This is a genomic window from Alloyangia pacifica, assembly GCF_020524285.1.
Classification (GTDB): Bacteria; Pseudomonadota; Alphaproteobacteria; order Rhodobacterales; family Rhodobacteraceae; genus Salipiger; species Salipiger pacificus_B.
The window spans coordinates 1-22,072 of record NZ_JAIVKX010000004.1; the positions used below are offsets into that span (position 1 = coordinate 1).

19 protein-coding genes are annotated in these 22,072 nt (G+C 68.7%); 10 read left to right on the plus strand and 9 right to left on the minus strand.

Features of this window, described 5'->3' with window-relative positions; all coding sequences use genetic code 11:
• The first annotated feature begins 129 nt into the window (after positions 1-129).
• The 6 genes from LC039_RS06400 to LC039_RS06425 all read left to right on the plus strand — a co-directional run bounded on the left by LC039_RS06400 (position 130) and on the right by LC039_RS06425 (position 6,821).
• Positions 130-813: an adenylate kinase gene (locus LC039_RS06400; protein WP_226622409.1), complete on the plus strand. Its 684-nt coding sequence runs from the start codon at positions 130-132 to the stop codon at positions 811-813.
• 56 nt (positions 814-869) lie between these two features.
• Positions 870-1,157, plus strand: coding sequence for a DUF4212 domain-containing protein (locus tag LC039_RS06405; RefSeq protein WP_226622411.1), 288 nt, complete (start codon positions 870-872; stop codon positions 1,155-1,157).
• A gap of 6 nt (positions 1,158-1,163) precedes the next feature.
• Positions 1,164-2,945 carry a sodium:solute symporter family protein gene (locus LC039_RS06410; RefSeq protein ID WP_226622412.1) on the plus strand — a complete coding sequence of 594 codons (1,782 nt, stop codon included), beginning with the start codon at positions 1,164-1,166 and terminating at the stop codon, positions 2,943-2,945.
• Positions 2,946-3,068: 123 nt separating this feature from the next.
• Positions 3,069-4,892, plus strand: coding sequence for a DUF294 nucleotidyltransferase-like domain-containing protein (locus LC039_RS06415; protein WP_226622414.1), 1,824 nt, complete (start codon positions 3,069-3,071; stop codon positions 4,890-4,892).
• Positions 4,893-4,911: 19 nt separating this feature from the next.
• On the plus strand, positions 4,912-5,418 hold the full coding sequence (locus tag LC039_RS06420; protein ID WP_226622415.1) for a hypothetical protein: 507 nt from the start codon (positions 4,912-4,914) through the stop codon (positions 5,416-5,418).
• Positions 5,415-6,821 carry a PolC-type DNA polymerase III gene (locus LC039_RS06425; protein ID WP_226622417.1) on the plus strand — a complete coding sequence of 469 codons (1,407 nt, stop codon included), beginning with the start codon at positions 5,415-5,417 and terminating at the stop codon, positions 6,819-6,821. Before LC039_RS06420 ends, LC039_RS06425 begins: the two co-directional genes overlap by 4 nt.
• Here the strand turns inward: LC039_RS06425 and LC039_RS06430 are convergent.
• Entirely contained in the window at positions 6,721-7,596 is an 876-nt protein-coding gene (locus LC039_RS06430) for an ArsR/SmtB family transcription factor (protein ID WP_226622418.1), read from the minus strand. The two genes, LC039_RS06425 and LC039_RS06430, sit on opposite strands and share 101 nt — an antisense overlap.
• 98 nt (positions 7,597-7,694) lie before the next feature.
• On the opposite strand from LC039_RS06430, the gene LC039_RS06435 reads away from it, so the two are divergent.
• Complete coding sequence (locus LC039_RS06435; protein WP_226622424.1) at positions 7,695-9,521, plus strand: ABC-F family ATP-binding cassette domain-containing protein; 1,827 nt, start codon at positions 7,695-7,697, stop codon at positions 9,519-9,521.
• An 86-nt stretch (positions 9,522-9,607) separates the two neighbouring features.
• Here LC039_RS06435 and LC039_RS06440 read toward each other — a convergent pair whose 3' ends face one another.
• From LC039_RS06440 to LC039_RS06465, 6 genes are all read right to left on the minus strand, one after another.
• Positions 9,608-10,693, minus strand: a complete 1,086-nt coding sequence (locus LC039_RS06440) for an AbrB family transcriptional regulator (RefSeq protein WP_226622426.1) — start codon at positions 10,691-10,693, stop codon at positions 9,608-9,610.
• Positions 10,694-10,843: 150 nt separating this feature from the next.
• A complete protein-coding gene (locus LC039_RS06445; protein WP_226622427.1) occupies positions 10,844-11,431 on the minus strand; it encodes a redoxin domain-containing protein in 588 nt (195 codons plus the stop codon).
• A gap of 345 nt (positions 11,432-11,776) precedes the next feature.
• A complete protein-coding gene (locus tag LC039_RS06450; protein WP_226622432.1) occupies positions 11,777-12,343 on the minus strand; it encodes a membrane integrity-associated transporter subunit PqiC in 567 nt (188 codons plus the stop codon).
• A 13-nt stretch (positions 12,344-12,356) separates the two neighbouring features.
• Positions 12,357-14,462, minus strand: a complete 2,106-nt coding sequence (locus LC039_RS06455) for an MlaD family protein (RefSeq protein WP_226622434.1) — start codon at positions 14,460-14,462, stop codon at positions 12,357-12,359.
• A complete protein-coding gene (locus LC039_RS06460) occupies positions 14,459-15,091 on the minus strand; it encodes a paraquat-inducible protein A (RefSeq protein WP_226622435.1) in 633 nt (210 codons plus the stop codon). Before LC039_RS06460 ends, LC039_RS06455 begins: the two co-directional genes overlap by 4 nt.
• Positions 15,061-15,753: a paraquat-inducible protein A gene (locus tag LC039_RS06465; RefSeq protein WP_226622437.1), complete on the minus strand. Its 693-nt coding sequence runs from the start codon at positions 15,751-15,753 to the stop codon at positions 15,061-15,063. The genes LC039_RS06460 and LC039_RS06465 overlap by 31 nt, the downstream gene beginning before the upstream one ends.
• 182 nt (positions 15,754-15,935) lie before the next feature.
• Here LC039_RS06465 and LC039_RS06470 point away from each other — a divergent pair, with 182 nt between their 5' ends.
• From LC039_RS06470 to LC039_RS06480, 3 genes are all read left to right on the plus strand, one after another.
• Positions 15,936-16,973 (plus strand): histone deacetylase family protein, encoded by a 1,038-nt coding sequence (locus LC039_RS06470; protein ID WP_226622439.1) that lies wholly within the window; start codon positions 15,936-15,938, stop codon positions 16,971-16,973.
• Between the two features lie 32 nt (positions 16,974-17,005).
• Positions 17,006-18,388: an aspartate aminotransferase family protein gene (locus tag LC039_RS06475; protein ID WP_226622440.1), complete on the plus strand. Its 1,383-nt coding sequence runs from the start codon at positions 17,006-17,008 to the stop codon at positions 18,386-18,388.
• Between the two features lie 248 nt (positions 18,389-18,636).
• Complete coding sequence (locus LC039_RS06480) at positions 18,637-19,638, plus strand: GntR family transcriptional regulator (protein ID WP_226622442.1); 1,002 nt, start codon at positions 18,637-18,639, stop codon at positions 19,636-19,638.
• Positions 19,639-19,722: 84 nt separating this feature from the next.
• Here the strand turns inward: LC039_RS06480 and LC039_RS06485 are convergent, their stop codons facing one another.
• Together LC039_RS06485 and LC039_RS06490 are read right to left on the minus strand one after the other, a co-directional pair.
• The gene (locus tag LC039_RS06485; protein ID WP_226622443.1) at positions 19,723-21,045 is read right to left on the minus strand and encodes a PQQ-like beta-propeller repeat protein; all 1,323 of its coding nucleotides are present in this window, start codon (positions 21,043-21,045) and stop codon (positions 19,723-19,725) included.
• 49 nt (positions 21,046-21,094) lie between these two features.
• The gene (locus LC039_RS06490) at positions 21,095-21,751 is read right to left on the minus strand and encodes a hypothetical protein (RefSeq protein WP_226622445.1); all 657 of its coding nucleotides are present in this window, start codon (positions 21,749-21,751) and stop codon (positions 21,095-21,097) included.
• Positions 21,752-22,072: the final 321 nt, after the last annotated feature.

Below are 22,072 nucleotides of genomic sequence, written 5' to 3' on the forward strand. Positions count from 1 at the left end.
GATCATGCGCCGCATCCTGCGCAAGATCGCCGAGAACGATTACGGCGCCTTGGGCGACACCTCCACCCTCGCCGACCCTTCCGTCGTCGACGACCTCATCGAGAACCGCGCAAACAAGGGGTGAGCGAGATGGATGCAACAACCGTGACCCGCGCCCCCGTGCTCATCCTTCTCGGCCCTCCGGGGGCCGGGAAAGGCACCCAGGCCCGCAAGCTCGAAAGCAAGTACGGGCTGGTGCAGCTCTCGACCGGCGACCTGCTGCGCGCCGCCGTGGCGCAGGGCACCGAGGCCGGCAAGCAGGCCAAGGCGGTGATGGAAGCGGGCGAGCTGGTGAGCGACGAGATCGTCATCGCCATCCTGCGCGACCGCATCGCAGAGCCCGATTGCGCCAATGGCGTGATCCTCGATGGCTTTCCCCGCACCACCGTGCAGGCCGAGGCGCTGGACGCGCTGCTGGCCGAGAGCGGCCAGCGGATCAACGCGGCGATCAGCCTCGAGGTGGATGACGCCGCCATGGTCGAGCGGATCTCGGGCCGCTACACCTGCGCCGGCTGCGGCGAGGGCTACCACGACACGTTCAAGACGCCGAGGGAGAGCGGCGTCTGCGACACTTGCGGCGGGACCGAGATGAAACGCCGTGCCGATGACAAGGCGGAAACGGTGGCCTCGCGACTCGAGGCCTATCACGCCCAGACCGCCCCGCTCATCGGCTACTACGAAGGCAAGGGCGCCCTGAGCCGCATCGACGCGATGGGCAAGATCGAGGAGATCGCCGCCGGGCTCGGCGCGATCGTCGAAAAAGCGACGGGCTGATCCGTCGGAGGCCGCTCAAAGGAGGGGCGGCCGCATTTTCAGGAGGAGGAACCGCCATGGCGGATCAATCAACGCACCATGCGCATGACGCCGAGGAGGCCGGCAAGGCCTACTGGTCGGCCAACCTGCGTCTCATCTTCATCAGCCTGATCATCTGGGCCCTGTGCAGCTTCGGCTTCGGCATCCTGCTGCGCCCGATGCTCTCGGGCATCTCGGTCGGCGGCTCGGACCTCGGGTTCTGGTTCGCCCAGCAGGGCAGCATCATCGTCTTCCTGGCACTGATCTTTTTCTATGCCTGGCGGATGAACAAGCTCGACCGTGAATACGGCGTGGACGAGGAGTAAGGCGTCATGGATCAGTTCACCATCAACCTGCTGTTCGTGGGCGCGTCCTTCGCGCTCTACATCGGCATCGCGATCTGGGCCCGTGCGGGCTCCACGTCGGAATTCTACGCCGCCGGACGCGGCGTGCACCCGGTCACCAACGGCATGGCGACGGCGGCAGACTGGATGTCGGCGGCCTCCTTCCTGTCGATGGCGGGCCTCATCGCCTTCACCGGCTATGACAACTCGGCCTACCTGATGGGCTGGACCGGCGGCTATGTGCTGCTGGCGCTGCTGCTCGCGCCCTACCTGCGCAAATTCGGCAAGTTCACCGTCTCCGAGTTCATCGGCGACCGTTTCTACTCGCCGACCGCGCGCCTTGTGGCCGTGATCTGCCTGATCATCGCCTCGACCACCTATGTGATCGGCCAGATGACCGGCGTCGGCGTGGCCTTCGGCCGCTTCCTCGAGGTGTCGAGCACCACCGGCCTGCTGATCGGTGCGGTGATCGTGTTTGCCTACGCCGTGTTCGGCGGCATGAAGGGCGTGACCTACACGCAGGTCGCGCAATACATCGTGCTGATCCTCGCCTACACCATCCCGGCGATCTTCATCTCGCTGCAGCTGACCGGCAACCCGATCCCGGGCCTCGGCCTCTTCGGCACCGACCAGGCCTCGGGTGAGCCGCTGCTGGCCAAGCTCGACCAGATCGTGCGCGAACTGGGCTTCGGCGAATACACCGCCCACAACGGCGACACGCTCAACATGGTGCTCTTCACCCTGTCGCTGATGATCGGCACCGCCGGCCTGCCGCACGTGATCATGCGCTTCTTCACCGTGCCCAAGGTGGCCGACGCGCGCTGGTCCGCCGGCTGGGCACTGGTGTTCATCGCCCTGCTCTACCTGACGGCCCCGGCCGTGGGCGCGATGGCACGCCTCAACATCACCCAGCAGTTCTGGCCGGAAGGCACTGCGGGTCAGGCCGTCTCGCTCGAGCAGATCGAGAACGATCCGGCCTACGACTGGATGGCCACCTGGCAGCAGACCGGCCTTCTGGGCTGGGAAGACCTGAACGGTGACGGCCGCATCCAGTACTACAACGACAAGAACGCCGCGATGCAGGAGAAGGCGACCGCCGAGGGCTGGTCCGGCAACGAGTTGACCAACTTCAACAACGACATCCTCGTGCTCGCCAACCCGGAGATCGCCAACCTTCCGAGCTGGGTGATCGGCCTCGTCGCTGCCGGCGGTCTTGCCGCAGCGCTGTCGACCGCCGCCGGCCTGCTGCTCGCCATTTCCTCGGCGGTCAGCCACGACCTGATCAAGGGGCAGATCAACCCGGCGATCTCGGAAAAGGGTGAGCTTCTGTCGGCACGGATCGCCATGGCCGTGGCCATCGCCGTCGCCACCTGGCTGGGCCTCAACCCCCCGGGCTTCGCGGCGCAGACCGTGGCGCTGGCCTTCGGCCTTGCCGCAGCCTCGATCTTCCCGGCGCTGATGATGGGCATCTTCTCGAAGGTGAACAACAAGGGCGCCGTGGCAGGCATGCTCTCGGGTCTGATCGTCACCCTGCTCTACATCTTCCTGCACAAGGGCTGGTTCTTCATCCCCGACACCAACAGCTTCACCGACGCCGACCCGCTGCTCGGCACCATCAAGTCGACCTCGTTCGGTGCGGTGGGTGCCCTGGTGAATTTCGCGGTGGCCTTCACGGTCTCGGCGATGAGCAAGCCGATCCCGCAGGAAATCTCCGAGTTGGTGGAAAGCGTGCGCGTTCCGCGCGGCGCGGGCGCAGCCCAGGATCACTGACCGGTGATGGCAGACGGGGGCGTGGCTGCGCCCTCGCCCTAGGCAAATGTCCCGTCCCGCGCTATGCCGGGACGGGATTTTTTCTTCCGCGATTGCCCCTTATCGCACCAGAGGAGCGCCAAGATGCCGATTGAGCCCGACGACCTGCGCCGTTTCCTGACCTCGGTGCACCCCTACGACGCGCTGGAGACAGACGCGCTCGACGTGCTGGTGCCGCAGTTCCTGACCCGCACCTACAAGCCGGGCGAGGAGATCTACGCCGTCGGCACGCAGCTCGAGGGGCTCTACCTCGTGCACACTGGGCAGGTGGAGATTCGCGACGAGAACGGCGTCGCCGTCTCGCTGCTGGGCACGCGCAACTCCTTCGGCGAGCGCGGGCTGATGCGCGAGGGGCTGGCCGCCACCACCGCCAGCGCGCTCGACGACACGGTGCTGCTGCTGCTGCCCGCCTATGCCTTCCGCGCGCTGGTGACCGAACACGCCGCCGCCCGCCGCTTCTTCGACCGCTCGCGCGCCGCGCGGCCGCGCAGGTCCGACCTCGCGCACAGCCGGGTCGAGACTCTGATGGCCCGCGCCCCGCTGACCATCCCGCCCGAGACCCCGGCGCAGCAGGCGGCGCTGATGATGCGCGAAGAGGGCGTCTCGTCGCTCTGCATCACCCGCGGCCGCGACCTGATCGGCATCGTCACCATCCGCGACATCTCGAACAAGGTGGTGGCCGGCGGCATGGACACCAATATTCCGGTCGCCGACATCATGACCCACGAGCCGGTGACCCTGCCGCCCTCGGCAATCGGCTCGGACGTGCTGCACACGATGGTCGAGCGCCGCATTGGCCACGTGCCGATCACCGACGCCGGGCAGCTGGTGGGCATCGTCACCCAGACCGACCTCACCCGCTTCCAGGCCGTCAGTTCGGCCGAGCTTGTGGCCGCCATCGCCCGCGCCCGCAGCCCCGAGCAGATGGCCGAAACCACCGCGCGCATCCCGCAGTTGCTGGCGCAACTCGTCGCCGGCGGCAACCGCCACGAGGTCACCACCCGGCTGATCACCGACATCGCCGACACGGTCACCCGCCGCCTGCTGTCGCTCGCCGAAGAGGATCTGGGCACCGCCCCGGTGCCCTGGCTCTGGCTGGCCTGCGGCTCGCAGGGGCGGCAGGAGCAGACCGGCGTGTCGGACCAGGACAATTGCATGATCCTCGACGACAGCGCCACCGAGCGGGACATGGAATACTTCGCGGAGATGGCGAAGTTCGTCTGCGATGGTCTTGACAAGGTTGGATATTTCAACTGTCCCGGCGAGATGATGGCGACCAACCCGCGCTGGCTGCAGCCGCTTTCGACATGGCGGGGCTACTTCAAGAACTGGATCGACAAGCCGGTCCCCGAGGCGCAGATGCTGGCCTCGGTGATGTTCGACCTGCGCCCCATCGGCGGCACCAAGTCGCTGTTCGAGGAGCTGCAGGAAGAGACATTGGAGGCGGCCGCGAAGAACTCCATCTTCGTCGCCCACATGGTCTCCAATTCGCTCAAGCACACGCCGCCGCTGGGCCTGTTGCGCGGCTTTGCCACGATCCGATCCGGCGAGCACAAGAACACCGTCGATCTCAAGCACAACGGCGTGGTGCCTGTGGTCGATCTCGCACGGGTCTACGCCCTGCAGGGCCGCCTGCCCGAGGTCAGCACCCGCGCCCGTCTCGAGGCGGCCATCGCCGCCGGGGTGGTCTCGGGCAGCGGCGGGCAGGATCTGCTCGATGCCTACGACCTGATCGCCGAAACCCGGCTCGAGCATCAGGCCAGGCTGGTCAAGCGCGGCGAAAAACCCGACAACTATCTCGCGCCGTCCGACCTGTCGGACTTCGAGCGCAGCCACCTGCGCGACGCCTTCGTGGTGATCAAGTCGATGCAATCGGCGATCGGCCACGGGCGCGGCATGCTGGGCTAAGGACAACGAGGGGGGAGAAATGTTCTACGAATTGATCGCCGTGCTGGTGGCCGGTCTTGCCGGGGCCGGCGTGGTGATGCTGCTGAGTAAGGCCACCGGCGGGCGGCTGCCGCGCTGGATGATCCCGGTGGGTGCGGGCGCGGCCATGCTGGCGACCTCGATCGCCAATGAATACGGCTGGTACGGAAGCGCGGCAAACGCCCTGCCCGCCGGTGTCGAGGTGGTCGAGACCCACGAGGCGCGCGCGCTCTGGCGGCCTTGGACCTACGCCGTGCCGATGACGGATCGCTTCATCGCCGTCGATGCCGCCGGGCGGCGCGAGAACGCGCAGACGCCGGGGCTCTATCTCGCCGATCTCTACTTCTTCACCCGCTGGCAGCCGACGCAGGTGGTCGAGGTCATGGTCGACTGCCCCGGCGGCCGCCGTGCCGATCCCATGGGCGGCGACGGCGGGGATCCACGCTGGCGCGAAGTCGGCCCCGAGGACAGCATCGTCGCCGCGGTCTGCTCGGAGGCGCGCACGTGACCCATCTGAGCCTGCGCCTGCGCGTCTTCCTCTTCTTCGTCCTGATTGCGGTCGGCGGCGCGGGGATCACGGCGCTGGCGCTCTGGCTCGGCTACGGGCGCGCGCTCGCCACCACCCCGGCGAACGGCTTCGTCTTTGCCGGTATCCTCGCCGTCTTCGGCATCGTGGCGCTGAGCGTCGGGATCTGGCTGCTGTTCGACGAGAACGTCGCCAAGCCGGTCGAGCGCATCGCCTCGGAAATGCGGGTGCGTGCCCATGCCGGGGTCGAGAAGCAGGTCGACACCCACGGCGCGCGCTATCTCGGCGATCTGGCGCATGCCGCCGAGGCGGTCTCGGCGCGGCTGTCGGAAACCGCGCTGGCCTCGGCGCAGCGGGTGGCCGAGGAGACCGCGCAGCTCGCCGCCGACAAGGAGCGGTTGACCGCCCTGCTCACCGAGATCCCGGTGGCGACGATCATGGTCAGCCCCAAGGGCCGCATCGTGCTCTACGACGGGCAGGCCGCCGAGGTGCTGAGCCAGATCCACGTGCCGCGGCTGAACGCGCCGGTCACCGATTATTTCCTCGCCGCCGGGGTCGAGGCGGCGGTGCGCGAGCTGCACCGCACCGGTCGCGAGGTCTCGCTCACCCTGCGCTCGGTCGACGAGCTGCAGAGCTACCGCGGCCGGATGAAGCCGCTCGACGCGGGCGGCTACCTGCTGATCATCGACGAGGCCGAGGCCCGGATCGCGCCGCAGGCCGAGCGCCCCATGGTCTTCGACTTCTCGCTGCTCACAGCCCCCGCGCCCGCCGCGCTCGAGGACACGCCGCTGCGCGCGCTGACCTACGTGGTCTTCGACACCGAGACGACCGGGCTCCTGCCGCACAAGGACGAGGTGGTGCAGATCGGCGCGGTGCGGGTGGTGAGCGGCAAGATCGTGCCCGGCGAGCAGATGGACCAACTGGTCGATCCCGGCATGAAAATCCCGCAGAGCTCGACCAAGGTGCACAAGGTGACCGATGCCATGGTGCACGGCCAGCCGGATATCGTCGAAGCCGGGCGGCGCTTTCACCACTTCGCCCGCGGCGCGGTGATCGTGGCGCATAATGCGCCCTTCGACATGGCCTTCCTGCGCCGCCACCAGTCCCGCATGGGCGTGGCGTGGAGCAACCCCATCCTCGACACGGTGCTGCTTTCGGCGGTGCTCTTCGGGGCGAGCCAGACCCACACGCTCGACGCGCTCTGCGAACGGCTCGGCGTCATCATCCCGCCCGCCCTGCGCCACACCGCGCTCGGCGATGCGCAGGCCACCGCCGAGGTGCTGGTCAGGATGCTGCCGATGCTGGAAGCGCAGGGGATGACCACCTTCGGCGAGGTGCTGGCGCAGACCCGGCAGCACGGGCAACTTCTGGAAGACCTGAACTGAGGCCGTCGAGCGCGGCCTGAATGGACTCGCGTGGTGCGCTCCCGAGCTGCATGCGTGCCAACGCCGCGAGCCTTGGTTCCAGCGCCCTCAGCCCCGCATGCAGCGCGATGGCGCGGGGGATCACACGGCCCTCGCCCAGGCCCGCACCTGCCCCGGGCAGCGGCCAGTAGGCGCAGACCGGCGGCGGCATCTGCACGGCAACCGGAAGCGCCTGCGCCGAGGCGGCATCGAGGGCGATCACCAGGTCCGCCGCCCCGCCCGCTGCCCCGATCGGCACGCCGCCCGGCGGCGGCACGCCCCAGACGTCAAGCAGCGCCAGCAGCAGCGGATCATAGGCGGAGGCGGGATCCAATCCCGCCGCGTGCAGCCGGAGCTTGCCCCAGAGCCGCCGCCGCGCCAGCGCCGCAGCGAGCGGCGACAGCAGCGCCCCGTCCGAGCAGAGGAACAGCAGCCGCAACCTGCCCGCCGCGGCACGCTCCGGCACACCGCCCGCCCGCCCGAGGGCCAGCTCCGCCCCGAGAACCTCGATCATATACGCCAGCGCCCCCGGCACCGCGTGATAGAGCCGCAGCGGCCCGCGCACCCGTTGCACCAGCAGCCCCGCCTCGCAGAGCGCCGCGAGATGTGCCGAGAGCGTCGACGGCGGCACCCCCAGCGCCCGCGCCAGATCACCCGCCGCCAGCGGGTGCGGCAGGTGACGGATGAGCAGCCGCACCACCCGCAGGCGCAGCGGGTTGCCGAGCAGCGCAAGACGGGCGAGGCAGAGCGGGTCCATGCCTCCCGCATAACGCAGCCCGCTTGAAGGCGGGGTTAACGATAGCGCCCGCACGCGCCCACTTGACCTTTCCCCGGCGCGGCCCTAGCGCTCTGGGCATGGCACAGGCACCCCTTCTCCAGCTCTCCGACATCTCGCTCACCTTCGGCGGCGAGCCGGTCTTTTCCGGCCTCTCGCTCAACGTCCAGCCCGGCGACCGCGTCGCGCTGGTCGGCCGCAACGGCTCGGGCAAATCCACCCTGATGAAGGTCATGGCGGGCTTCGTCGAGCCCGACACCGGCGACCGCATCGTGCCGCCGGGCATCTCGGTGGGCTACATGGAGCAGGAGCCGGATCTCTCGGGCTACGAGACGCTGGGCGACTATGCCGCGGACGGGCTCGGCCCGGCGGAGATGTACAAGGTCGAGGCGGCCGGCGAAGGGCTCGGCTTCGATCCCGCCCGCGCCGTCGCCACCGCCTCGGGCGGTGAGCGCCGCCGCGCCGCGCTAGCCAAGCTGATGGCGCAGGATCCCGACGTGATGCTGCTCGACGAGCCGACCAACCACCTCGACATCAACGCCATCGGCTGGCTCGAAGACGAGCTGAAGCGCACCCGCAAGGCCTTTGTCCTGATCTCGCACGACCGGCGCTTCCTCGAGAACCTGACCCGCGCCACGCTGTGGATCGACCGCGGCGCGGTGCGCCGGCAGGAGCAGGGCTTCGCCGCCTTCGAGGCCTGGCGCGACAAGACCTGGGCCGAGGAAGACGAGGCCCGCCACAAGCTCGACCGCAAGATCAAGGCGGAGGCGAAATGGGCGGTTGAGGGCATCTCGGCCCGCCGCACCCGCAACCAAGGCCGGGTGCGCGCGCTGCAGGCGCTGCGCGCCGAGCGCTCGTCGCAGATCCGCCGCCAGGGCACCGCGGCGATGGAGCTGTCCTCCGGCCCAACCTCGGGCAAGAAGGTGATCGAGGCCGTGGGGCTCTCGAAGGGCTTCGGCGACAAGCAGATCGTCAAGGATTTCTCGCTGACCGTCATGCGCGGCGACCGGGTTGCCTTCGTCGGCCCGAACGGCGTCGGCAAGACCACCCTCATCCGCATGCTGATGGGCGAAATCGAACCCGATGCGGGCAGCGTCAAGCTCGGCACCAACCTGATGCCGGCGATCTTCGACCAGACCCGCGCCCGGCTCGATCCGGAAATGACGCTCTGGGAAAGCCTCACCGGCGATCCCGAGATGCGCGTTTCCGGCAAGGCCGACCAGGTGCTGGTGCGCGGCCAGCCGAAACACGTGGTGGGCTACCTCAAGGAATTCCTCTTCGACGAGCGTCAGGCCCGCGCGCCCGTGCGCTCGCTCTCGGGCGGCGAGAAGGCGCGCCTGCTGCTCGCCAAGATCATGGCCAGCGAGAGCAACATGCTGGTGCTCGACGAGCCGACCAACGATCTCGACGTCGAAACGCTGGACCTGCTGCAGGACCTGCTGGGCGAGTATGACGGCACGGTGCTGCTGATCAGCCACGACCGCGACTTCCTCGACCGCGTCGCCAGCTCGACCATCGCCATGGAGGGCAACGGCCAGGCGATCACCTACGCCGGCGGCTGGAGCGACTACCAGGCGCAGAAGGCGGAGGCCGAAGCCGAGGCCGCGCCGAAGGAGAAAGCCGCCGCCAAGCCCGCCAAGGAATCCGCCGCGCCGAAGCCCAAGACGCAGCCGAAGGGCATGAGCTTCAAGGACAAGCACCGGCTGGAGGAACTGCCAGGGGTGATCGACCGGCTCGGCGCCGAGATCGGCAAGCTCGAAGTGCTGCTGGCCGACCCCGAGCTCTTCACCCGCGAGCCGGTGAAGTTCAAGAAGGCCACCGAAGCGCTGACCGAGCGGCAGGAGAAGCTTGCCGCGGCCGAGGAGGAATGGCTGGAACTGGCGGAGAAGGCCGAAGCCGCGGGCTGACCCCGACCTGTGTCCGGGCCAACTCCGGCCCGCCACGGCCAATTCTCCTCGAGGAGAGTTGCAAGAGCCTCCGAAGGCTCTTGCCCCTACTCGCCAGGCTGGCGCAGCGGCAGGCGCTTCTCGGCGATCACCATCGCGCCCACGGTCAGCAGGATGCGCACCACGTGGTGCAGGCTGACCAGTGCCGGGTTGGCGGCGAGCGACAGCGCGATGATCGACATCTCGGTCACGCCCCCGGGCGCGTAGGAAATCATCAGGTGCAGGAACGGGATGTCGGTCGCCGCGGCCAGCGCCACGGCGAAGGTTCCCCCGACCACCAGCATCCAGCTCACCGACAGCACGCTCAGCCCCAGCGAGCGGCGCAGCATGGCCGCGGTCATGCCGGTGAAGCGCACGCCGAGCGAGCTGCCCACCACCACCTGCGCCGCGGCGATCAGCCAGAACGGCAGGTGCATGTCGACAAGCCCGGACAAGGTCAGCCCCGCCGAGAGCAGCAACGGCCCGGTGATCTGCCCCGCCGGCAGCTTGATCCGCGAGGCAATGAACAGCCCCGCGAAGGCCGCGAGCACCACCACCACCAGCTCGGCGGCGCTGGCCGGGCCGGTCGGCATCACGCTCTCCCCCGCCGCGCTGCCCACCGGGTGGCCGATCCACAGCGACAGCGCCGAGGGCAGGACCGAAATCACGAGGATGATGCGCAGGAACTGCTGCGCGGTGAGCAACCGCAGGTCCGCCCCCGCCTTCTCGCCGAGCACCAGGCTCTCCATCAGCCCGCCCGGCGCCCCGGCATAGAAGGCGGTGGCCCGGTCATAGCCGCCGAGGCGGTGGAAGATCAGGAAGTTGCCCGCCTGGCAGAGCACCACGAAGACGGCCAGCGCCGAGAGCGTCAGCGGCAGCTCGGGCAGCAGGGCGAAGACCTCCGGGGTCACCTGCGTGCCGATCATCACCCCGATCAGGCCGATGAACAGGGTCCGGAACTTCATCGGGTAGGCATAGTCGGCCAGCGCGCTCTTCTGGAACAGCGCCACGGCGATGCCGGAGGTGAAGAGCGAGCCCAACATGTAGGGCATGGGCAGATGGGCGAGCTGTGCGAGCCATCCCCCGATTCCGCCCGCGATCAGCAGGCAGCCGGTGGTGAAGATCATGCGCAGCGACAGTGTGGAAAGATTCATGTCCGGACATAATCCCAACATTGCCGCCAGCGCAATGCCGCCCGGTGGGGCTCGGCGTGCGCGGTCGCAGGACCGGCGGAGGATGCCTGACCGGAGCCGGATCGCGGCCGCCTCCCGTCAGGCATCGTCGCCCCTCCGCGGAACGGGGGGTTACTTGGCTTCCACGTCGCGGAAGTAGCTTCGCGCCGCTTCGAGCGCCCGCAGCAGCTCCTTCGTCGAGCGCGGGATATAGAGCGGGTATTCGAAGATCATGCTCACCTTGAGCTGCGGGTTGATGATCATCGTCTTGCGGATCGTGGTGTCCGGATCCGCATGCGGGTGGATCATCCCGAAGGTATCGGTCAGCAGCCCATCGGGGTCGGAAATGACCGGGAAGCTCACCGGCTTGCCGCTGCGGTTGGACACCAGCTCGCACCAGCGCTCCAACTCGGCCACGCTGTTGCGCGAGATGCCGACGGTGCGGATCCCGGCGCGGCGCAGCCCGTCCTGCACCAGCGTCATCCGGGCCAACTCCTTGGTGCAGATCTCGGAGAACGGATCCGCGATGCTGAAGAAGATCGTCCAGCTGCCGGAGATATAGGGATGGAAGGTGATCTGCCCCATGGTGGACTGGCCAGAGAAATTCGGGAAAAACTCACCAATCCGCGGCGACCACTTGGCCGAGGCCTTGTAGTCCGAGGGCACCTCGACCCAGGTTTCGGGCGCTTTCGTGAAATACTTGTTCTTGTCTCTGAGCATGCTGCCTCTGCGGTCGCTTCTTCCGCATGGCCGCCGCGCGCCGGGCCGGTGCACCCAACTGCAGGACAACCGATGCTACGGCGACGACTTTCTGTTCTCTCGCCAAGAGCGAGTGCAAAATTCTTTTGCACTATTCGCCGTAGAGTGGTGCTCACACTGCCGCAAGGGAAGCTGAGAGGCCGGGGCATGAGAGCGCCAACATTCTAGCAAGAATGCCACAGTGGCGTGATCTAGATGCCTCAATCCGCGGCAGTTATTGAATGCATCCCACCGAAGGGCCACCACCACGCCGGGAGCACCGGGCCACCGGCCCGGCACGCAGATGTGCAGGAGAGGCGCCGCGCCTCAGCGCGCGAGGTCGGAGGCGATCCGGTCGGCGAGCTGGGCGGTCGCGCGGCCCGCGGCATCGGCGATGGCCCCCGCGCTGGCGGCCTGCAGCGGCACGGTGATCTCGAAGCGGCTCACCCGCTCGCGGATCACCCGGTCGTAGGAGGACAGCGCGTATTGGCCCTTGAGGCGGAAGCTGCCGGAGGCGCTGGCCACCGCCTCGGAGACGCGCACGTGCACCGCGGCCTGAGCCGGCTCCTCGAGCGGCCAGGGCTCCGCCGCCACCGTGGCGCCGCTGATCACGCCGAGCCGCTCGGCCAGCGTCTGGGTCATCGCGCGGCGCGGGTCGTCGGCCCAGAGCGCGTCCTCGACCTGGGTCATCGCCCCGCTGGCATCCTCCAGCAGAATCTCCGAGGCATCGGCATAGGCCGGCAGCGAGACTTCGCGCACCTCCAGCGTGCCGACGGCGAGGCGCATCGAGGCGGCAGGCGGCGCGCTGTCCATCCGGTAGCGCGGCTCGGGGCCGCTGCAGGCGGCGGCGAGCATCGGCAGCAGCAGAAGCGGAAGGGTCGTCTTGAAGCGCATGCGGGGTCTCCTGTCAGCGGCCGAAGAGCAGCGAGTTGGGGTTGCGTTCAATCGAGCGGGCGAGCCGGTTCAGCGCCTCGGCGGCGGTCTGCACCTCGCGCAGCGCCGAGACCGTCTGGCGGTTGAAGGCGGAGTTGCCATCGTAGCCCGAGATCACAGACTCCGCCTCTGCGACCAGCCGCTGGATGCGGTTCGACAGCTCGGGCAGCGTGGCGGCGGCCTCTTCGACCGCGGCAGCGGCATCGCGCGCGGAGGCGAGCGTGGCATTGGTGTTCTCGATCACCCCGCCGGCGCGCAGCTCCGCAAGCGCGCCCTGCGCCTCCTGCAGCATCGCCGAAAGGTCGGCGGGGAGCTGGCGGGTGCTGTCCTGATCGACGAACTTGCCGGCACCATCGAGGAATTGCCCGGCATCGGCGATGAAGCTCTCGAGATCGAGCGCCGTCGCCTTCTGGGTGAGCGCGCGCAGATCCTCGAGCAGCCCCGGCACGCCGGCCATGGACTCGTCGACCGAGCCGGCAACGCCGGTGACCTCGTCGGCCGCGGCCTCCGCCGCCTCGAGTGCCGAGACCAGCTGCTGCACGGCTCCGGCGGAGCGCATGTCCTCGATCACCCCGCGCAGCTCGGCCACGGTGCCACGCAGCTCGCCGGGAATGGCCTGGATTTCCTCGTTGCCGATCAGCCCGCGGGCATCCTCGAGCAGGCCGATCACCGCGTCGGGCGCGTCGCGCAGCCGCGGGTTGGCGGTGAAGTTCTCGATCGAGGCGAGCGTGTCGATAGCCTGGTCGAGCAGGTCCTCGACCGGCAGGTCGTTGATGCGCTGGAAGAGGCCCTCGGCGGTGGCGGTGATGTCAGGCAGGTCCGACTCGACCGAGGGAATCAGCGGCGCGTCCTGCGCGAAGATGCCGAAGGTGGCGGGCTCCGCGTCGGGGATCTCGGCCAGCTCCACCACCAGCGACTGGCTGAACAGGTTCTGCGAAGCAAGCCGCGCACGCAGCCCGTTCTTCACGGCGTTCGACAGGAAGGCGATGGTCTCGGACTGCGGCGCCTCCTGCTCGAGCCCGAGCGCACGCGGGTCGATCGAGAGCGTGGTGCGCAGCCGCACGGTCTGCTGCTCGCCCTCGCCGTCGATGAAGGCGCCGATGTCGGTGACCCGGCCCACGCGCAGGCCGCGATAGGTGACGGAAGAGCCGACCTCGAGCCCGCGCACGGATTCGTCGAACTCGGCGGTCAGCTCCACGGCGTTGGAAATGGTCTCAGAGAACAGGCTGTCACGGGCGGCGGATTCGTCATCGTAAAGGTCGAAGGCATAGCCCGCGGGCACCGCGCTGCCGCCCGACACCACCGTGTCGAAGGCGATGCCGCCGCGGATCAGCGCCGCGACCGAGCCGACCGAGAGGTTGAGCCCCGAGGGGCCGAAGTTCACCGAGAAGCCGGAGGTGTCCCAGAACCGCGTCGCGGTGGTGATGCGGCGGTCGTTGGGCGCCTCGATGAAGGCGTCGACCACCACGCCGTTGCCGCGCTCGAGCAGGCGCGGCGTCTCGATCCGGCCGACCTCGATTCCCTGGTAGAAGATCGGTGCGCCCGCCGAGAGCTGCGAGCCGTCGTCGGCGCGGATGGTGATGCGGGTGCCCTTGACGCCCGGACGGACCAAGGGCGTGTCGTCGCGGCCGCGGAAGCTGCGGGCCGAGGCGCCCTCTTGCGGGGTGAATCCGGCTTCGATGTAGACGCCGGACAGCACGGTCGACAGGCCGGTGATGCCCGAGGCCGAGACCTCGGGGCGGACCACCCAGAACTCGGCATCGCTGGGCAGCGAGTCGGCGACGTTGCGATCGATGCGCGCGCTCACCCGAACCTCTGCGAGGTCGTCCGAGAACACCACCTCCTCGACCGTGCCGACGATCACGTCGCGGTAGCGGATGGTGGTTTCCTCGGCGGTGATCCCGGCGGCGTTCTCGAAGGTGATCTCGATCAGCGCGCCGCGCTCGGCAAAGCTCTGCCAGGCGATGAACAGCGTCACCGCGATGGCGGCCAGCGGCACCAGCCAGACCAGCGAGAGGTTGCGCCAGACGGAGCGGCGCTTGGGCTCGACCGACATCTGCGCCGGTTTCGGGTCACTCATTGCTCGGGTTCCTCACTCGCATCCCAGATCAGCCTCGGGTCGAAGCTCTGCGCCGAAAGCATTGTGAATGCAACGGAAAGTGCAAAACTGATCGCCGCAATCCCGGGATTGATCGCGGCGGCGAAGTCCAACTGCACCAGCGAGGCCAGGATCGCCACCACGAAGACGTCGATCATCGACCAGCGGCCGACGAATTCCACCACCTCGTAGAGATGCTGGCGCTTGCCGGGCGAGAGCTTCACCCGGTGGGTCACGCTCAGCGCGAGATAGGCGATGGCGATGAACTTGGCGACGGGGATCATGATCGAGGCGAAGAAGACGATCCCGGCGATGCCGTAGGAGCCGTGGTGCATCAGGTCCACCACCCCGCCGAAGATCGTGCTGTCGGTGGTCTTGCCGAGCAGCGTGGTCTTCAGCATCGGGTAGACATTGGCCGGCACGTAGACCACCAGCCCTGCCCCCAGCCAGGCCCAGACCCGCTGCAGCGAGGTCTCGTCGCGGCTCGACAGGTGCGAGCCGCAGCGCTCGCAGCGCTCGGGGCCCGGCACGTGGACCTTGCCGCATTCGGTGCAGGCGATCATGCCCGCACGGCGCGCGGTCAGGACCGGCGCGTTTCCAGCGTCTTCCATACGGTGACCCTGCACATGAAGGTGTCCTTGAGCACGGTGACAATCACCAGTGCGACGAATGCCCAGAAGGCCGGGCCGATCGACAGATGCGCGAGGCCCGCCACCTTCACCAGCGCCACGGCGACGCCGACGATAAACACCTCGGCCATCGCCCAGGGGCGCAGGTGGTCGGCGAGCCGGAAGAAGAACTCGGCATGGCGCGCCGGGCGGTGGCCGAAGGCCATGGGCGCCAGCACGTAGACCAGCGACAGGAAGCGGATCGAGGGCAGGATGACGATCAGCGAGGCCATGGCGATGGTCAGCGGCGCGGTCATCCCGCTCGAAAACGCGAGGATCGTGTCGAGCAACGAGCTGCGCTGCACCCGACCCGCCACCGATAGCTCGAGAAACGGAAAGAACATTGCCGCCACCATCAGCACCAGCGCCGAGAGCGCCAGCATGATGATCCGGGTCATCGCCATGCTGCGCGGGGCCTCGAGGATCTCGTGGCAACGGGTGCAGCGCGCGGTTTCGCCGACAGCGATGTCGCGCTCCTCGTGCAGCGTGTCGCACAGCGGGCAGGCAATGAGATGCTCGGCCTGCTCCGCGGTGAAGGCGGGCGGCGGGAGGGCCGGATTGATCTGCGGCGGCAGCTCGGAGGCGACGACGTCGGCGAGGCTCATGCGCCCAATCTAGAGCGCGGCGCACGGCAAGGAAAGGGCTTGCGCGCCAAAGCCTTCGCCTGCCCGCCAAGCAGGCATCGCGCGGGCGGCAAGCGCAAGCTCCGGCCGGCTCCATCGACAAGCGCCAAGGCAGCCGCTACCACTCGGAGCAGAAAAAACAATGCCGCACGGAGGTCGAGCCGATGAAATGTTTCTACGCCCCGGAGACCGAGGGCCACGACCCCAGCTTCCGCCTCACCCATGGCACCGTGGTGCGCAACGCCGAACGGGCCGAGCGCGCGACGTTGCTGCTCAAGGGGCTCGAGCAACTCGGCCTCGGCACCGAAAGCCCGCCCGAGGCGCCGCGCGCGGCGCTCGAGGCGGTGCACACGCCTGAATTCCTGCGCTTTCTCGAGACCGGCTGGGAGGAGTGGCAGAAGCTGCCGGGGGCCGGTCCCGAGGTGGTGCCCAACGTCTTTCCGCGCGGATCGGTCACCAGCTACCCCGAAACCATCATCGCCCGCGCCGGCTGGCACATGTCCGACACCTCCGCCCCGATCGGCCCGAAGAGCTGGGAGGCCACCCGCCGCGCCGCCGATTGCGCCGTGGCCGCCGCAGAGGCGGTGATGGCCGGGGAGCGCGCCGCCTATGCGCTCTGCCGCCCGCCCGGGCACCACACCACCGATGACGTTGCGGGCGGACATTGCCTGATGAACGTCACCGCCATCGCCGCGCAGCACCTGCGCCGGGCGCACCCCCACGTGGCGGTGCTCGACATCGACGTGCACCACGGCAACGGCACGCAGGCGATCTTCTACGACCGCGCCGACGTGCTGATGGTCTCGGTCCATGCGGAGACCTCGAATTACTACCCGTTCTACACCGGCTACGCCCATGAGACGGGCAGCGGCGAGGGCCAGGGCTTCAACCTCAACCTGCCGCTGCCGCGCAGCACCACGACCCCCGGCTGGCTCGCCGCCGTGGACGACGGGATCGCGCGCATCAAGGCCTATGCGCCGGGCGCTCTGGTGGTCAGCCTCGGCCTCGACGCGCATGAGAATGACCCCCTTGACGGCATGAAGGTGAGCTTCGATGGTTTCGCCGAAGCGGGCCGCCGGATTGCCGAGGCGGGGCTCCCCACGGTGATCGTCCAGGAAGGCGGCTATCTCTCGCCCGACCTGACCACGTCGCTGACCTCCTTCATGGGAGGTTTTCTCGGCAAGGACCCGCGCGCAGCCTGATGGCGCGCACCACAGGATTTCGGAGTTAACAGATGAACAAGATCCCCAACTCGCTGCATGCCTCGGACATCGCGCACAGCATGCACCCCTATACCAACATGCGCCTCCACGAGGAGCAGGGGCCGATGATCATCACCCGGGGCGAGGGCGTCCACGTCTACGATTCCGAGGGCAAGGAATACATCGAGGGGCTCGCGGGCCTGTGGTCGGTGGCCGTCGGCTTCTCGCAGCCGCGCCTCGTCGAGGCCGCCGCCAAGCAGATGGCCGAGCTGCCCTATTACCACACCTTCGCCCACAAGGCGCATGAACCGTCGATCCGCCTCGCCGAGAAGCTGGCCGAGATGACCCCCGAGGGCATGGACCGCGTGTTCTTCACCAACTCCGGCTCCGAGGCGAACGACACCGTCATAAAGATGGTCTGGTTCTACAACAACGCGCTCGGCCGCCCCGAGAAGAAGAAGTTCCTCGCCCGCAACAAGGCCTACCACGGCATCACCATCGCCTCGGGCTCGCTCACCGGCCTGCCGGCGAACCACAAGGACTTCGACCTGCCGGCGATCCCGGTGACCCACCTCACCTGCCCGCACTACTGGAAGTGGGCCGAGGAGGGTGAGAGCGAGGCCGAGTTCACCGCGCGCCTGCTGAAGGAAGCCGAGGACACCATCCTTGCAGAAGGCCCCGAGACCATTGCCGGCTTCATCGGCGAGCCGGTGATGGGCGCCGGTGGCGTGATGACCCCGCCCGAGGGCTACTGGCCCGGCATCCGCGCGCTCTGCGACAAGTACGACATCCTGCTGGTCTCGGACGAGGTCATCAACGGTTTCGGCCGCTGCGGCACCCCCTTCGGCTGCCAGAAGTACGGCTTCACCCCCGACATCATGGTGACATCGAAGCAGCTCACCTCGTCCTACATGCCGCTGGCGGCGATCATCGTGAACGACAAGGTCTACAACACCATCGCCGATCACACCGCCAAGCTCGGCACCTTCGGCCACGGGTTCACCGGCTCGGGTCACCCCGTCGCCTGCGCCGTCGGCCTCGAGAACCTCAAGATCATCGAGGAGCAGGACCTGATGGGCAACGCCGCCCGTCTCGAGGCGAAGTTCCAGGAGGGCCTGCGCAAGTTCGCCGATCACCCGCTGGTCGGCGAGGTCCGCGGCGTCGGCCTCATCGGCGGCATCGAGATGGCCAAGGACAAAGAGAAGCGCCTCAGCTTCGAGCCCGCGGGCAAGGTCGCGCCGCAGGTGGTGAAGTTCTGCGCCGAAGAGGGGCTGATCCTGCGCGCGGTCTACGAGACCGTCGCCCTCTGCCCGCCGCTGATCGTCACCGAAGAGGACATCGACCAGATCCTCGCCCGTCTCGGCCGCGCGCTCGACCGCGGCTGGGAGTGGGTGCAGGCCGAAGGTCTGGTCTGACCCTCTCTTCCCCGAAGCAAGTGAAAGGGCGCCGCAACGTGGCGCCCTTTTTCCGTGTCCTGCCAGTCCCGTCACAACCCGGTTGCGCTGCGCCACGCGACCCTGACGGGCACGGCTGACCCAAAATCGCGCAGGACGGTCGCCCGCCATGTGATATGCTGGCCTGACACATCTTATTTTGTATTCAGATGGATATATACGTGTTTCAATCCCTTGTCAGCAAAAGCTCTTTTCAGCAATGACACGCCATGACATCCAGACAGGCACAACTCGACGACGCCCTGGCCCGCATCGCCAACGCGATTGACCCCGACTCCAGTGTCGGTGTTCCGCAGCAGTTGCGCGGCGCGCTCGAATTCGGCATCGCCGCCGGCGAGCTGCCGATCGGCGCCCGGCTGCCCTCGGTCAGGGCGCTGGCGCGGCAGCTGAACCTCTCGCCGGTCACGGTCAGCAACGTCTACGCCGCGCTGCAGACCGCCGGCCACGTCGAGGGGCGCGTCGGCTCCGGAACCTTCGTAAGCCCCAACGCTCCGGTCGTTGATCCCGAGAAGTTCCAGGCGCTCGAGCGGGCGATCACCAACCTCATCGCCCTCGCCCGCGACTGCGGCATCGACCGCGCCGACCTCGCGACGCGCATCGGCATGGACCGCCCGCGCAACGCCCGCCCGGTGCGGGTGCTGATGCTGGGCAATTTCGCCGAGGCCACCCGCGCCTATGCCGCCGACGTGCGGCCGCATCTCGCGCCCGGCGACAGTATCGAGCCCATGCTCATCGACGAGATCGCCGGCAATCCGCCTCAGGAGTTCGATATCGTGCTGGCGCCCCGGACCCTGCTGCCGCAGGCGCGCGAACTCTTTCCGCATGCCGAGGTCCTCGGCCTGACCGTCATCCCCAACGAGGCGACCCGCGTGGCGCTGGCCGCGATCCCGCCCGAGGCCTCGGTGGTCGGCTATTCCTACTTTCCCACCTACGTGTCGATGATGAAGGCAAACGTCATGCGCTACGCGCCGCATGTCTGCCGCCTGAGCATGGTGGTGCGCGGCGACGAGAGCGAGGCGGCCCGCGCCAAGATCGCCGGCGCGGACGTGCTGATCTACGCCACCGGCGCGGACTACCTCGCGGCGCGGCTGTCACCGGGACAGAGCGCCTTCGAATACCGCCACACGCCCGACAGCCAGGAGCTGCGCAGTGTCCTGCCGCCGCTGCTCGACCGCTGCCGCCGCCGCGAGGCGCCCGGCCCGGTCGCCTAGCTCGCCCTCCCCCGCTTGCCGCAAAAGCAAACGGGCGGCCCGCCCCGCGGTGCCGCCCGTGTCCGTTGCCGAGGTCTCGAAGGCTCAGCGATAGGCGTGCAGCACGCCCTCCGAGGAGACCACGTAGAGCGTGCCGTTGGCGACGATCGGCCGGGTCGTCGCCCCGCCCTCGATCGCCGTCGTGCCGACCAGCTGGCCCGAGGCCGGGTCGAAGGCGCGGATCAGCCCGTCGGAGGAGGCCACGATCAGCCGCCCACCCGCGAGGATCGGCCCGTGGTTGACGAAGGCGCTGTCGCGGCGTTTCTGCGGCGTGCGCTCCGGCTTGTACCCCGGCAGGTCCACCGCCCAGATCTGTGCCCCCGTGCGCGCGTCGAGCCGCACAAGCTGGTTGAGGTCGGAGACGAGGAACACCGAATCCCCCGCCGGCCAGACCGGATCCAGCGCCCCCATGCGCGCGGTCCAGAGCCGCTCGCCGCTCGAGAGCGACAGCGCCACCACCCGGCCCGAATGGTTGCCCGCGTAGACCACGCCGTTCGAGATCAGCGGATCGCCGGTGATATCGGTGATCGAGGCCAGCGCATTGCCGTTGCGGCTGCCCGCCACGTCGGCGCTCCAGCGGCGCAGGCCGCCCTGCCGGAAGGCCGCCTGCAGCGCCCCCGAGCCGAAGGAGAAGACCACCATCTCGCCATCGGTGGCCGGGGCCGGCGCGCCGGCGACATTGGTGTAGTCCTCGGCGTAGTCGATGCGCCAGCGGATGCGGCCGGTGGCGGTCTCGATCGCCCAGCCTGTGGAATCCGCCGAGGTGACATAGGCCAGCCCGCCGCGCACCGTCGGCGCGCCGGTGGCAGTGCCGCCGAGCTTCTGGGTCCAGACCTCGCCGCCCGTTGCCGCGTCGAGCGCGGTCAGGGTGCCGAAGCCCGAGGAGACGTAGAGCCGCCCGCCCTCGAGCGCGAGCCCGCCGCCCTGTGCCTGCGAGGCCTGATCGCGCGAGGGCACCATGCTGCGCTGCCACAGCACCTGCCCCGAAGCGCTCACCGCGCTGACCGTATGGGCGGAATCCATGGTGAAGATGCGGCTGCCATCCGAGACCGGATCGGCGTTGAGCCGGTTCCGGCGCGTGTCGCCCTGGCCGATCTCGGTGGCGAAGACCGGCTGCAGCGGCAGCGAGAGCGCCGCGTGGTTGCTGCGGGCAAAGGGAGACACCGGGCTCTGGGCCGCGCGTCCGGCGCTCATCGCGCCGAGCGAGATGGCCTGCGCCCGGTTCGCCGGGATCGCCCCATCGGGACCGCCGGACTCGAGAATTTCCCGCGCGCCGAGGCGCTCTCCGGGCAGCACCGCCTCGGGCCGTTCGCAGGCGGCCAGCGCCGTCAGCCCCAGAAGCGCCGCGGAAATCGTGGTAATGCGCAAAACACTGCCCCCGTCGTACTTGGTTCTTGCCGCGGCCCGCTGCGCGGGGTCAGCCCGCATCGGGCGTGCCGCCGAGCGCCACAATCAACTGCGCCGCACGCTGGCGCAAGCCCGCGGTGATCTCGGAATCTTCAAGGATGCGTTGCAGCTTCTCCAGCGCGGCGTCGCTGTCGCCGGCCTTGATGTCGAGCAGCGCAAGCTGCTCTTCCGCGAGCAGGCGCAGCGGCTTGCCGGGCACTGCCAGCGCCTCGAGGCGAATGCGGCGCTCGTCGTCCGAAAGCCCGGAGTCGCTGCGGCTGACCGCCTTGTAGGCGGCGATCTCGCGGTAGATCTCCGGCACCTCGCCATTGCCCGCGGCCTCGTCGAGCAGCGCCGTGGCGGCGGCCCCGTCCTCGGCGGAGGCGAGCTCGGAGGCGGCAAGCAGGTCGGTCACCACCGCGGCCTCGGCGCCGGGCGCCGTCACCTCGGTCAGCGCCGCGGCGCGGTCGGCCGCGGCATCCGCCTCGAGCGCGCCGCGCAGCGCATCACCGAAGACCTCGGCCTGCGCCTGCCGCTGCACCGCGCTGTACTCGCGCCAGGCCGCGCCGCCGACGATCGCCAGCACCGCCACCACGCCGATCCAGCCGTAGCGCTTGAGCAGCGCGAAGAGCCTGTCGCGGCGGACCTCCTCGGTCACCTCGTCGATGAAACTGTCGGTATTGCTCACGGGGCTGCCTCACCTTTCGATTGTTGCCCCCTCTTAGCGCGGCAGGCGCAGGCTGCCAAGGCCAAGCCCGCGACACCATTGCCGGATCGGCCAGCCCCCGCCCCCGATGCCAGCGCGACAGAAGGCCGCTTGATCGGTTTTGCAATTCCTCTATTCTGAACTGGAGAGTTTAGTCACGTCTGCACACATTCCCGGCATACCCCCCGTTCCGCGCGCCAGCTTGCGCAGGCCGGCCCCCGGGAATGGTCCAATCGTGCAGCCCGCACGTAAGGTTCCCCAAACCGGGGCCCGCCAAAAGGCCGGCACTTCGGCCAGTATTCG